This window comes from Streptomyces sp. NPDC111802, assembly GCF_055634335.1.
The window spans coordinates 129,261-142,566 of record NZ_JBVKCZ010000026.1; the positions used below are offsets into that span (position 1 = coordinate 129,261).

7 protein-coding genes and 2 pseudogenes are annotated in these 13,306 nt (G+C 69.7%); 4 read left to right on the forward strand and 5 right to left on the reverse strand.

Translation table 11 applies throughout. The features are described 5' to 3' along the window. Positions 1-100: 100 nt before the first annotated feature. A pseudogene (locus ACZ7NC_RS27415) lies at positions 101-1,711 on the reverse strand (sensor histidine kinase); the annotation flags it as partial. Positions 1,712-1,908: 197 nt separating this feature from the next. Between ACZ7NC_RS27415 and ACZ7NC_RS27420 the strand changes: the two are divergent. From ACZ7NC_RS27420 to ACZ7NC_RS27435, 4 genes are all read left to right on the forward strand, one after another. Further along, positions 1,909-3,294 carry a cation:dicarboxylate symporter family transporter gene (locus ACZ7NC_RS27420; RefSeq protein WP_471492120.1) on the forward strand — a complete coding sequence of 462 codons (1,386 nt, stop codon included), beginning with the start codon at positions 1,909-1,911 and terminating at the stop codon, positions 3,292-3,294. A gap of 301 nt (positions 3,295-3,595) precedes the next feature. Then, positions 3,596-3,982, forward strand: coding sequence for a MerR family transcriptional regulator (locus tag ACZ7NC_RS27425; protein WP_471492121.1), 387 nt, complete (start codon positions 3,596-3,598; stop codon positions 3,980-3,982). Positions 3,983-3,996: 14 nt separating this feature from the next. After that, the gene (locus ACZ7NC_RS27430) at positions 3,997-4,311 is read left to right on the forward strand and encodes a thioredoxin family protein (protein WP_471492124.1); all 315 of its coding nucleotides are present in this window, start codon (positions 3,997-3,999) and stop codon (positions 4,309-4,311) included. Between the two features lie 197 nt (positions 4,312-4,508). Continuing rightward, on the forward strand, positions 4,509-6,725 hold the full coding sequence (locus ACZ7NC_RS27435; RefSeq protein WP_471492126.1) for a HelD family protein: 2,217 nt from the start codon (positions 4,509-4,511) through the stop codon (positions 6,723-6,725). Between the two features lie 62 nt (positions 6,726-6,787). Here the strand turns inward: ACZ7NC_RS27435 and glgB are convergent, their stop codons facing one another. The 4 genes and pseudogenes from glgB to ACZ7NC_RS27455 form a co-directional block, all read right to left on the reverse strand. Next, entirely contained in the window at positions 6,788-9,442 is a 2,655-nt protein-coding gene (gene glgB / locus ACZ7NC_RS27440; protein ID WP_471492128.1) for a 1,4-alpha-glucan branching enzyme, read from the reverse strand. After that, complete coding sequence (locus tag ACZ7NC_RS27445) at positions 9,439-10,884, reverse strand: maltokinase N-terminal cap-like domain-containing protein (RefSeq protein ID WP_471492130.1); 1,446 nt, start codon at positions 10,882-10,884, stop codon at positions 9,439-9,441. Before ACZ7NC_RS27445 ends, glgB begins: the two co-directional genes overlap by 4 nt. Positions 10,885-10,967: 83 nt before the next feature. Beyond that, positions 10,968-12,668: a maltose alpha-D-glucosyltransferase gene (treS, locus tag ACZ7NC_RS27450; RefSeq protein ID WP_471492131.1), complete on the reverse strand. Its 1,701-nt coding sequence runs from the start codon at positions 12,666-12,668 to the stop codon at positions 10,968-10,970. Next, positions 12,665-13,306: pseudogene (locus ACZ7NC_RS27455) on the reverse strand (alpha-1,4-glucan--maltose-1-phosphate maltosyltransferase); the annotation flags it as partial. The pseudogene ACZ7NC_RS27455 and the gene treS, both read right to left, overlap by 4 nt.

A 13,306-nucleotide genomic window follows, 5' to 3' on the forward strand; every position in this document is an offset into this window, starting at 1 on the left:
CGCCAGCCGCCGTACCCCGGTCCACCGACGCACCCCCGCCACCCGGCGCACCCCCGCCACCCGGCGCACCCCCGCCCACCGACGTACCCCCGCTCCCCAAACCCGCCCCCTCCGCCAGCGGCAACCGCACCTCGAACACCGCCCCGCCTCCGTCGGCCTCCGCCACTGACAGCGCCCCTTGGTGCCGGGTCGCGGCCTGGCGTACGAGGGCCAGGCCCAGGCCCCGGCCTCCCGGTCCGGACGGCTTCGTGGAGAAGCCGCGTTGGAACACTGTTTCGGTGAGCGTGGGGTCCACCCCGCTGCCGGTGTCGGACACCCGTAGCACCAGTTCGCCGCCCTCGGCGTACGCCGTCACCGTCACCCGTGCCCCCACGCTTCCCTGCGCCGCGTCCACCGCGTTGTCGATCAGGTTGCCCAGTATCGTCACCAGGTCCCGGGCGGGCAGGGCGTCCGGCAGCAGGCCGTCGTCCAGCCGGCTGTCCTCCGATACGACGAGCTCCACGCCCCGCTCGTTGGCCTGTGCCGTCTTGCCCAGCAGCAGTGCCGCCAGCACCGGCTCGCTCACCGCCGCGACGACCTGGTCCGTCAGCGCCTGGGCCAGCTCCAGCTCGGCGGTCGCGAAGTCCACCGCCTCCTCGGCTCGGCCCAGCTCGATCAGCGAGACCACCGTGTGCAGCCGGTTCGCAGCCTCGTGGGCCTGGGAGCGCAGGGCCTGGGTGAAGCCCCGTTCGGAGTCCAACTCGCCCATCAGGGACTGCAGTTCGGTGACGTCCCGAAGGGTCACCACCGTGCCGCGCCGCTCGCCGCCCGACACCGGGGACGTGTTCACCACCAGTACGCGTTCCGCGGTCAGATGGACCTCGTCCACCCTGGGCTCCGACGCCAGCAGCGCCCCGGTCAGCGGGGCCGGCAGGCCGAGTTCCGCGACCGACCTTCCCACCACATCGCCGGCCACCCCGAGCAGCTCCCGCCCGCCGTCGTTGATCAGCGCCACCCGGTACTGCCCGTCCAGCATCAGCAGCCCCTCACGCACCGCGTGCAACGCGGCCTGGTGATAGTCGTGCATATGGCTCAGCTCGGCCGCGTTCATGCCGTGGGTGTGCCGGCGCAGGCGCGCGTTGATGACGTACGTCCCGATCGCGCCCAGCGTCAGCGCGCCCGCCGCCACCCCGATCAGTGCCGTCAGCTGCTCCTGCACCCGCTTGCTGATCTCCTCGACCCGGATGCCCGCGCTGACCAGCCCGACGATGTGCGCCGGGTCCGTGCCGCCGTCGTAGATCGGTACGACCGCCCGGACCGACGGGCCGAGCGTGCCGGTGTACGTCTCGGTGAAGGGCTCCCCGCGCAACGCGCGCGCGGTGTGGCCGCGGAAGTGCTGGCCGATCTGGTTCTGGTCCGGGTGCGTCCAGCGGATTCCCCTGGGATTCATGATCGTGACGAAGTCGACCTCGGCGTCACGCTGGACACGCAGCGCGTACGGCTGGAGCTCGGCCGTCGGGTCCGCGGTGCGGATCGCCTCCCGCACGGACGGGGCGTCGGCGATCGACTGCGCCACCGCCTTGGCCTGACGACCGGCCGAGTCCTCGGCCTGGCCGGTGTCGCTGACGTAGGTGAACACCGCGTATCCGGCGACGAGCACCGCTATGAGCACGGCCTGCATCGCGAAGAGCTGGCCGGCCAGGCTGCGGGGTCTCGGGACGGGGATGCGCATGTCGTCAGTCTGCCTCCATGGCTGATTGTGAACTAAATGAACGGAAGGGTGACCGCCCTCACATGGCGGGAGATAGTCACCGCATCGCTGAATACGACCCCCGTCCCCCGGGGCTCGCCAGCCGATGAGCGAACCCCCCACCCCGGACGTGAGCCGCACGCCGGTGACAACCGACGAAGACGTCAAGGAGGGCAGCCGTGGCCGCCGCCAGTTCCCCCGATACGGCACCTGCCGCACCCGTCGCCAAGCGGGACCGCACGCACTACCTCTACATCGCGGTGATCATCGCGGTTGCCCTCGGTATCGCCGTGGGTCTGGCCGCGCCCGACTTCGCGGTCGAGCTGAAGCCCATCGGTACGGGCTTCGTGGCTCTGATCAAGATGATGATCTCGCCGATCATCTTCTGCACGATCGTCCTGGGCATCGGCTCGGTACGCAAGGCGACCAAGGTCGGAGCCGTAGGCGGTATCGCCCTGGTCTACTTCCTCGTGATGTCGCTGGTCGCCCTCGCCATCGGACTCGTCGTCGGCAACATCCTGGAGCCGGGCACCGGCCTCGCGCTCACCGACGCCGTCAAGGACGCCGGTCACGCCCAGGTCGACGCCGAGGCCAAGGACACCACGGAGTTCCTGCTCGGCATCATCCCGACCACGATGGTCTCCGCCTTCACCTCGGAATCGGTCCTGCAGACCCTGCTCATCGCGCTGCTCGCCGGTTTCGCGCTCCAGGCCATGGGCCCGGCCGGGGAGCCGATCCTGCGCGGCGTGCAGCACATCCAGCGGCTCGTCTTCCGCATCCTCGCCATGGTGATGTGGGCCGCGCCGATCGGTGCCTTCGGCGCCATCGCCGCCGTCACCGGTTCCGCCGGTCTGGACGCGCTGAAGAGCCTCGCGGTGCTGATGCTCGGCTTCTACGTCACCTGCTTCCTCTTCGTCTTCATCGTGCTCGGCACGCTGCTGCGGGTCATCGCCGGGCTGAACATCCTCACGTTCTTCAAGTACCTGGGCCGTGAGTTCCTGCTGATCCTGTCGACCTCCTCCTCCGAGTCGGCGCTGCCGCGACTCATCGCGAAGATGGAGCACCTGGGTGTCAGCAAGCCGGTGGTCGGCATCACCGTCCCGACCGGCTACTCCTTCAACCTCGACGGCACCATGATCTACATGACCATGGCGTCCCTGTTCATCGCCGATGCCATGGGTACGCCGATGTCGATCGGCGAGCAGATCCCGCTGCTGCTCTTCCTGCTGGTCGCCTCGAAGGGCGCGGCCGGTGTGACGGGCGCGGGTCTGGCCACCCTCGCGGGCGGCCTCCAGTCGCACAAGCCCGCCCTGGTGGACGGGATCGGCCTCATCGTCGGCATCGACCGCTTCATGAGCGAGGCCCGCGCCCTGACGAACTTCGCGGGCAACGCGGTGGCCACCGTCCTGATCGGCACGTGGACGAAGGAGATCGACCGCGAGCGCGTCGACCAGGTGCTCGCCGGTCAGATCCCGTTCGACGAGAAGACCCTCCTCGACGACCACGCCGAGGCGCCGGCGGAGGTGCCGGAGCAGGGCGGCGAGAAGGAGCTCGCCAAGGCGTAAGCGCTCCGCTGGGAGAGCCGAAAGGGGCTCGGGGGCTGAGCGCGTGGGCTGTCGGCCGCGCCCCTTGGGGGCCCACGGCCCCGCGCCTTCCGGCCCTTCAATTCTCCGGACGTCCGGCCCCGCCTGAACCGGGGCCGGGCGTCCGGCCATTGCGCTGTTCGTCCCGCGGGTCAGGTCTGCAGCGCCCCGCCCTACCGCGACCGCCTCACCGCCGTCTGCTGGGCGTACGGGACTCCGAGGCGCTGGGGCCGGTCCCGGGACGCTTGCCCTGACGTCGGCGTCAAGGCTTACGTTCGTACACATGCGAATCGGCGAGCTGGCCGCGCGGGCCGGGACCACGACGCGCACGTTGCGCTACTACGAGTCGCGGGGGCTGCTGCCCGCGCGGCGCAGCGGCAACGGGTATCGGACGTACGACGAGGACGACCTGAAGCTGCTGCGGCAGATCAGGACGTTGCAGGACTTCGGGTTCGACCTGGAGGAGACCCGGCCCTTCGTGGACTGTCTGCGGGCCGGGCACCCGGAGGGCGACACCTGTCCCGCCTCGCTCGCGGTCTACCGGCGCAAGCTGGACGAGCTCGACGCGCTGATCGGCGAGCTGCAGGCCGTACGGGCCAAGATCGGGCTGCGGCTGGCGATGGCCGAGGGGGAACCACCGTTGTGCGAACTGGGAGGGCAGGAGCTGTGATCAAGGCGGCGGGCGTGACCGAGGTGACGGACACGGACTTCGAGACGGAGGTGATCGGAGCGGAGCTGCCGGTGCTGGTGGAGTTCACCGCCGACTGGTGCCCGCCGTGCCGGCAGATGGGACCGGTGCTCAAGGCCCTGGCGGCGGAGGAGGGGGAGCGGCTGAAGGTGGTGCAGCTGGACGTCGACACCAACCCGCTGACCACGAACGCCTACAAGGTGCTGTCGATGCCGACCTTCATGGTCTTCCGGGGTGGTGAGCCCGTGAAGTCGATGGTGGGGGCGCGGCCCAAGCGGCGGCTGCTGGAGGAGCTGTCCGACGTGCTCTGATCCCCCGGCCGATCCCCGGCCGATCTCTCCGGAACCGGAATACGAAAAAATCCCTCGAGCAATTGCGCTCGGGGGATTTCTTTGCGTATATTCAATGGTTCGCGACTTCAAGATGATTGGGCCGCGAAGAAGTTCAGTGAGCACAGTATATCCGGGCGGGAGCGGAATTGTCAAACACCGAATTTCAAGACGGTGAATTGCGTCGCGAACAGGAATTCATCGACGGCTTGTACGTACGCGTGGACGCGCTGCGCGGTGACACCGAGACCTCCGTCACGGACGCGCTCGCCCAGGGCAACACGCCCATGCAGGCCCGGCTGGAGCGGGACATCCTCGTCTCCGAGCGCTCGGGACTGCTCGCCGCGCTGAACGCCGTGGACGGTTCGCTGTGCTTCGGCCGGATCGACCTCGCCTCCGGTGTCAGCCACCACATCGGCCGGATCGGTCTGCGCACCGAAGACGCCGAGCGCACGCCGATCCTGATCGACTGGCGCGCCGATGTCGCCCGCCCCTTCTACCTGGCCACCGGCCACACCCCGATGGGGCTCAGGCGCAGGCGGCACATCACCACCAGCGGCCGTACGGTCACCGCCCTGCACGACGAGATCCTCGACCTCGGGGACCAGGAGCGGACCGGCCACGAGGACCCGACCGGTGACGCCGTGCTGCTCTCCGCGTTGAACTCCGCGCGCACGGGCCGGATGAGCGACATCGTGCAGACCATCCAGGCCGCGCAGGACGAGATCATCCGCGCGCCGCACCGCGGGGTGCTGGTGGTGGAGGGCGGTCCGGGCACCGGCAAGACAGCGGTCGCCCTGCACCGCGCCGCGTACCTCCTCTACGAACACCGCGAACTGCTCGCCAGGCGCGCCGTCCTGATCGTCGGCCCCAACCCCGCCTTCCTCGGCTACATCGGCGAGGTCCTGCCCTCGCTGGGCGAGACGGGTGTGCTGCTGGCCACGGTCGGTGAGCTGTTCCCCGGTGTGCGGGCGACGGCGACCGACACGCGCGCGGCGGCCGCGGTGAAGGGGCGGGCCGACATGGCGGAGGTGCTCGCCGAAGTCGTACGCGACTGGCAGGCGCTGCCCGATCCGGTGATCGCGATCGAGCACGACCGCGAGATACTGATGCTCGACGACGACCTCGTGCGGGTCGCCCGCGAGCGCACCCGGGCCGCGAAGCTCCAGCACAACGCGGCGCGGGAGCATTTCGAGGGGCACATCCTCAACACGCTCACCGAGCTGTACGCCGAGCGGGTCGGCACCGACCCGTACGACGGCAGCAGCGTCCTCGACCCGAGCGACGTCACCCAGATCCGTGACGAGATCGCCGAGAACCCCGAAGTGTGGGCGGCCATCGACCAGTTGTGGCCGCGGCTGACCCCGCAGCGCCTGGTCGCCGACTTCCTCGCCGACCCCGTCGGCTATCTGCCCGACGAGGACGCCGCCGCCATCCGCCGGCCCGTGACGCGGCAGTGGACCGTGTCGGACGTACCGCTGCTGGACGAGGCCGCCGAACTGCTCGGCGAGGACGACCGGCTGGCGCGGGCGCGTGCGGAGCGCGAGCGGGAGACCCAGGTCGCGTACGCGCAGGGCGTGCTGGACGTGTCGTACGCCTCACGCACCTATGAGTTCGACGACAAGGAGGACGATGCCAGCGAGATCCTCTCCGCGCACGACATCATCGACGCCGAGCGCTTCGCCGAACGCCATGAGGAGGACGACCACCGCAGCGCGGCCGAGCGGGCGGCGGCCGACCGGACCTGGGCGTTCGGGCACATCATCGTCGACGAGGCGCAGGAGCTGTCGCCGATGGCCTGGCGGCTGCTCATGCGACGCAGCCCGACCCGCTCGATGACGCTGGTGGGCGACCCGGCCCAGACGGCGGAGGCGGCCGGTGTCGGTTCCTGGGCGGGCATCCTGGAGCCGTATGTCGAGGACCGCTGGGAGCACACCCGGCTCGGCGTCAACTACCGCACGCCGGTCGAGATCATGGAGCTGGCGGCGGCGGTCGTCAGGGCGGAGAACCCGGACTTCGAACCGCCGAGTTCCGTACGGTCCACAGGTGTACGTCCCTGGGTGCGCGCCACCGACGACCTGCCCGGCGCGGTCGCCAAGGCGGTCGAGGAGCTGACCCCTGACGAGGGCCGACTCGCCGTCATCGCACCGCGCCACCTGCACGGCAAGCTGGCCGCGCGGCTGGACGGCGTCACGGCGGGCGCCGAACCCGACCTCACCCGGACCGTCGTACTCCTCGACCCCCGCCAGTCGAAGGGCCTGGAGTTCGACTCGGTGCTGGTGGTGGAGCCGGGGTTGTACGGCACGAGCGACCTGTACGTGGCGCTGACGCGGGCGACGCAAAGGTTGGGAGTGCTGCACACGGGGCGGTTGCCGAGGGCGCTGGCCACCGACTGAAACCGGCAAACGCCGGACGGGCTGGAATCAGCCCGTCCGGCGTTTGCGGAGCGGGGCGAACACTAGGCGGGACGGAGCCACACCGTCGCCAGTGGTGGCAACGTCAGCGTGACGCTGGCCGGGCGGCCATGCCACGGCTGGGCCTCCGGCTTGATCGCGTCGGGGTTCGTGACATCGCCGCCGCCGTACTTCGCCGCATCGGTGTTCAGCGTCTCGTGCCAGGCCGGGATGTCGTCCGGCACACCGAGGCGGTAGTCGTGCCGGACGACCGGCGACAGATGGGACACCGCCAGCAGCGGAGCGCCGTCGGCGTCGTAGCGCAGGAACGCGAAGACGTTGTCGTCGGCGGCGTCGCCCACGACCCACTGGAAGCCGGACGGATCGGTGTCGCGCTGCCACAGGGCCGGCGTATGGCGGTAGACCGTGTTCAGGTCGCGGACCAGGTCCCGCACCCCCCGGTGGTCGGACTCCGCCCCGTACCCCGGATCCAGCAGCCACCAGTCCGGCCCGTGCGCCTCCGACCACTCCGCGCCCTGCGCGAACTCCTGCCCCATGAAGAGCAGTTGCTTGCCGGGATGGGCCCACATATAGCCCAGGTACGCCCGGTGATTGGCGCGCTGCTGCCACCAGTCGCCCGGCATCTTCGACACCAGCGAGCGCTTGCCGTGCACCACCTCGTCATGCGAGATCGGCAGCACGTAGTTCTCGCTGTACGCGTACACCATCGAGAACGTCATCTCGTTGTGGTGGTACTTGCGGTGCACCGGCTCCTTGGCCATGTACTCCAGCGAGTCGTGCATCCAGCCCATGTTCCACTTCAGCCCGAAGCCCAGCCCCCCGAAGCCCCCCGGACCCGCCACATGCGTCGGGCGCGTCACGCCGTCCCAGGCCGTGGACTCCTCCGCGATCGTCACGACCCCCGGCACCCTCCGGTACACGGTGGCGTTCATCTCCTGGAGGAACGCCACAGCGTCCAGGTTCTCCCGCCCGCCGTGCTCGTTCGGCACCCACTGCCCCGGCTCACGCGAGTAGTCCAGGTACAGCATGGACGCCACCGCGTCCACCCGCAGCCCGTCGATATGGAACTCCTCGCACCAGTACGTCGCGTTGGCCACAAGGAAGTTGCGCACCTCGCGCCGGCCGAAGTCGAACTCCAGCGTGCCCCAGTCGGGGTGCGCGGACCGCAGCGGATCCTCGTGCTCGTACAGCGGACGGCCGTCGAACTCGGCCAGCGCCCAGTCGTCGCGCGGGAAGTGCGCCGGCACCCAGTCCATCAGCACGCCGATCCCGGCCTGGTGCAGGGCGTCGACCAGGTACTTGAAGTCGTCCGGCGTACCGAGCCGGGCCGTGGGCGCGTAGAAACCGGTGACCTGGTAGCCCCACGAGCCACCGAAGGGGTGCTCGGCGACCGGCATCAGCTCGACATGGGTGAAGCCCAGGTCCTTGACGTACGCGGGGAGCTGCTCGGCCAGTTGGCGGTACGTCAGCCCGGGGCGCCAGGACGCCAGATGGACCTCGTAGACCGAGAACGGCGCCTCATGGGTCGGCACCGACGCGCGCCGCTCCAGCCACTGCGCGTCGCCCCACTCGTGTTGCGAGGCGTACACGACGGACGACGTGTTGGGCGGGGCCTCGGTCCGACGGGCCAGCGGATCCGCGCGCAACGTCTTCGAACCGTCCGGCCGCGTGATCTCGAACTTGTACAGCTCGCCCTCGCCGATGTCGGGCACGAACAGCTCCCAGACGCCGGTGCCGCCGAGTGAGCGCATCGGATACCCGGTGCCGTCCCAGAAGTTGAAGGTGCCGGCCAGCGACACACCCCGCGCGTTCGGCGCCCACACCGTGAACCGGGTGCCGGTCACGCCCTGGTGCGTCATCGGCTCGGCGCCGAGCGCCTTCCACAGCTCCTCGTGCCGTCCCTCGCCGATCAGATGCAGATCGAGCTCGCCCAGCGCGGGCAGGAAGCGGTACGCGTCCTCGGTCTCCTGGACCGTCCCCTCGTACGCCACGAGCAGCCGGTATCCCGCCGGCACCTCCCGCAGCGGCAGCAGTCCCGAGAAGAACCCGTCACCGTCGTCGTGCAGTTCGGCCCGCAGGCTCCCCGCGACGACGGTCACCGACAGGGCGTACGGCCGGAAGGCCCGGAAGGCGACACCGCCGGGGACCGGATGCGCGCCGAGGACGGAGTGCGGGTCGTGGTGGGTGCCATTCAGGAACCGGTCCCGGTCGCCGGCGTCCAGGGCCGGGGAGACGGCGACCTCCACGGGCTCGACCGGCTTCGGGACTGCCTTCTGCGCCGGGATCTTCTTCTGTGCCGCCTTCTGCGCGGGAATCTTCTTGGCGGCGGCCTTCTTGGTCGCGGTGCTCTTCGACGCCGTGCCCTTGGAAGCCGTGCCCTTGGCAGCAGCGCTCTTCGACGCCGTGGCCTTCGACGCCGCGGTCTTCGCGGTGGCCTTCTTCGTCACGGCTTTCTTCGCGACGGTCTTCTTCGCGGCGGCCTTCTTCGCCGGAGCCTTCTTGGCGGCCGCCTTTTTCTCGGCCGTCTTCTTCTGCCCGGCGGCTTTCGCCGTCGCCTTCTTCGCCGTCCCCTTCTTCACGGCCTCCGCGGCCTCCGCGGCCTTGGTCGTCGCCTTCTTGGCGACGCTCGTCTTCTCGGCCGACTGCTGGGCCGTGTTCTCGGGTTCCGAACCGCTGGAGGGAGTGGTGCGGGGCGTCACGGGCGGGGCCTCCTAGGCGAAGGTGGAGAGGGCGGAGTGGAGGAAGTGGGCGTGCCGGCGTCCGCGGCCAGGCGGTGTATGGCGGACATCGGTACCGGGAGCCAGTCGGGGCGGTGCCGGGCCTCGTAGACGACCTCGTAGATCGCCTTGTCGGTCTCGTACGCACGCAACAGCACCGGATCGGTCCGCGGATCGGCTCCGCTGACCTGCGCGTACCCGGTGCAGTACGCGGCCCGGCAGGCCTCGGCCCAGCCCGGCACCGGCAGTTCGGCGGAGTGGGCGGCGTAGTCGAAGGAGCGCAGCATCCCGGCGACGTCCCGCACCGGCGGCTGTGGCATCCGCCGCTCGGCCAGCGCCTTCGACGGCTCGCCCTCGAAGTCGATCAGCCACCACTGCCCGGCGGGCGAGCGCAGGCACTGCCCGAGGTGCAGGTCGCCGTGGATGCGCTGGGCGGTCCAGGTGCAGCCCTCGGCGGCGAGTTCGGCCAGCGCCTCGAAGGCGGAGCGCAGACCGGGCGCGTACGGCCGCAGCGCGGGCACCGCCTGGGCGGCCGCGTCGAGCCGCTCGACCATGCCGTCGACCAGCTGCTGCACCTGTGTATGGCCCAGGCTCACGGTAGGCAGCGTACGCGCCAGCGCCGTGTGCACCTCGGCGGTCGCGCGCCCGAGCGCCCGTGCCTCGGCGGCGAAGTCCTCGCCCTTGGCCAGCTCGCGCAGCGCCAGCTCCCAGCCGTCCGCCGCGCCCTGCACGAAGGGCTGGAGCACGCCGAGGACATACGACTCACCGGCCAGCTCGGCCCCGAACCACGCCGTCGGCGCGGGCACCCGGTCGCAGCCCTCGCCGGCCAGCGCGAGCGGGAGCTCCAGGTCGGGATTGACGCCGGGCACGACCCGGCGCAACAGCTTCAGGATGAACGTATCGCCGTAGACGACCGACGAGTTCGACTGCTCGGAGGTGACCAGGCGCGGCACCAGAGCGGACCGGATCTCCTGGCTCCGGTCCCGTTCGAAGCGCAGCACGCCGATGCCGGCCTCGGTGCGCAGGGCCTCGAGGAGCAGGTCGGCGGGGCGGGGATCGTAGAGGGCGTCGTACACCGTGCGTCCGGTGAGCGGGCCCTCGGCCACGTGTCCGATCAGCGCGGGCGCCAGCCGGGGCGGCAGCGCCTCGCGCTCGCCTATGACGAGCTGGTAGCAGTCGGCGGGCTGCTCGGGCGCGCCCGGCACGGGGGCGACGGGCTGATGGGCGCGCACCAGCAGGTGGTACAGGCCCAGCTTGCCGCCGGGCGGCAGCAGCTCGGTGGCCGCGACCAGCGTGAACCCGGTGACCGGACGCCCCTTGCCCGCGAACCAGCGCTGCCGTGGCAGCCACTCCCGCAGCAGTGGATCCAGTGACCCAAGGAGGCCGGGCGGGGCGGTGACGGTACGGGTGACGGCTTCCGACATGGCGTCGCGTCCTTTCCCCGGGGGGTCGGGGTGTTACTTCTGCGTGCCCCCGGCGGGGCGGTGGAAACCGCCCCGCCGGGCTCTCAGGCGGCGTCTTTGCGCAGCCGGAACCAGTAGAAGCCGTGGCCCCCGAGGGTCAGCAAGTACGGGAGCTCACCGATGGCCGGGAATCGCACCCCACCGAACAGTTCGACGGGATGTCGGCCGTTGAACCTGCTCAGATCGAGTTCCGTCGGCTGCGCGAACCGCGAGAAGTTGTTCACGCACAGGACGAGATCGTCCTCGTATTCGCGCAGAAACGCGATCACGGCCGGATTCGACGACTGAAGTTCGGTGTACGAGCCGAGTCCGAACGCCAGGTTCTGTTTGCGGATCTCGATCATTCGGCGGGTCCAGTGCAGAAGCGAGGACGGCGAGGACATCGACGCCTCGACATTCGTCACCTGGTAACCGTAGACCGGATCCATGATGGTCGGCAGATACAGCCGCCCCGGATCACTCGACGAGAATCCCGCGTTGCGGTCCGGGGTCCACTGCATCGGGGTGCGTACGGCGTCCCGGTCGCCGAGCCAGATGTTGTCGCCCATGCCGATCTCGTCGCCGTAGTAGAGAATCGGCGAGCCGGGGAGCGACAGCAGCAGGGCGGTGAACAGTTCGATCTGGTTGCGGTCGTTGTCCAGCAGGGGTGCCAGTCGGCGCCGGATACCGATGTTGGCGCGCATGCGGGGGTCCTTGGCGTATTCCGCCCACATGTAGTCGCGTTCCTCGTCGGTGACCATCTCCAGGGTCAGCTCGTCGTGGTTGCGCAGGAAGATGCCCCACTGGCAGCCGGAGGGAATGGCCGGGGTCTTGGCGAGGATTTCCGAGACCGGGTACCTGGATTCCCTGCGCACCGCCATGAAGATGCGCGGCATGACGGGGAAGTGGAAGGCCATGTGGCACTCGTCGCCACCGCTGGAGTAGTCGCCGAAGTAGTCGACCACGTCCTCCGGCCACTGGTTGGCCTCCGCCAGCAGCACCGTGTCCGGGTACTGGGCGTCGATCTCCTTCCGCACCCGCCTGAGGAACTCGTGCGTCGCGGGAAGGTTCTCGCAGTTCGTGCCTTCCTCGGCATACAGATACGGCACCGCGTCCAGCCGGAAGCCGTCGATTCCCAGGTCCAGCCAGAACTTCAGCGCCGAGAGGATCTCCTCCTGCACGGTCGGGTTCTCGTAGTTGAGATCCGGCTGGTGGGAGAAGAACCGGTGGAAGAAGTACTGCTTGCGGACCGGGTCGAAGGTCCAGTTGGAGGCCTCGGTGTCGACGAAGATGATCCGGGCGTCGGCGTATGCCTTGTCGTCGTCGGCCCAGACGTAGTAGTCGCCGTAGGGGCCGTCGGGGTCCTTTCTGGACTCCTGGAACCACGGGTGCTGGTCGCTGGTGTGGTTCATGACGAAGTCGATGATGACCCGCATGCCACGCTGGTGGGCGGAGTCCACGAAGTCCACGAAGTCGGCGAGGTCCCCGAATTCGGGCAGTACGGAGGTGTAGTCGGAGACGTCGTAGCCGCCGTCGCGCAGCGGTGACTTGAAGAAGGGCGGCAGCCACAGGCAGTCGACGCCGAGCCATTGCAGGTAGTCGAGTTTGGCGGTCAGGCCTTTGAGGTCGCCGACGCCGTCGCCGTTGCTGTCCTGGAAGGAGCGGACCAGGACCTCGTAGAAGACGGCGCGTTTGAACCAGTCGGGATCACGATCCTTGGCAGGAGTGTCCTCGAAGGTGTCCTGAACGGGCTCGTTGACGATCATTTTGTGGGTGACCCTCCGATCTGCGGGGTGGACGGTCGCAGAACACGGCTGTGCCTTTCCGGGGGATAACCCCCGGACCCCCAGCCGACGACGAGCACATGCGCGCCGCCAGGCAGGAGGCGCACATAGTTGGCCCTGCCCCAGTGATAGGTCTCGCCGGTGAGCTCGTCGCGCACCGGCACCGACTCGTGCCATTCCAGGCCGAGTTGCGGCATGTCCAACGAGACCGTGGCCTCCTGGGTGTGGTGAGGGTCGAGGTTGGCGACCACCAGAACCGTGTTCGAACCCCGCCGCTTCGAGTACGCGATCACCGCTTCCTGGTCCACGTGGTGGAAGTGGAGGTCGCGCAGTTGCCGCAGGGCCGGATTCTCGCGGCGGACGGCGTTGAGGCGGGTGAGCAGGGGGGTGATGGTGCGTCCCTCGCGTTCGGCGCTCTCCCAGTCGCGGGGGCGGATCTGGTACTTCTCCGAGTCGAGGTATTCCTCGCTGCCCTGGCGCAGGGGCGTGTTCTCGCACAGTTCGTAGCCGCTGTAGATGCCCCAGGCCGGGGACAGGGTCGCGGCGAGCACGGCGCGGACCTCGAAGGCGGGGCGGCCGCCGGTCTGCAGGTAGGCGTGCAGGATGTCGGGGGTGTTGGC

Bases quoted from the DNA above. Each gene is read 5' to 3' on its own strand.
- ACZ7NC_RS27425 (WP_471492121.1), top strand. From the start codon at position 3,596: ATGCGAATCGGCGAGCTGGCCGCGCGGGCCGGGACCACGACGCGCACG.
- ACZ7NC_RS27445 (WP_471492130.1), bottom strand. From the start codon at position 10,884: ATGTCGGAAGCCGTCACCCGTACCGTCACCGCCCCGCCCGGCCTCCTT.
- treS (WP_471492131.1), bottom strand. From the start codon at position 12,668: ATGATCGTCAACGAGCCCGTTCAGGACACCTTCGAGGACACTCCTGCC.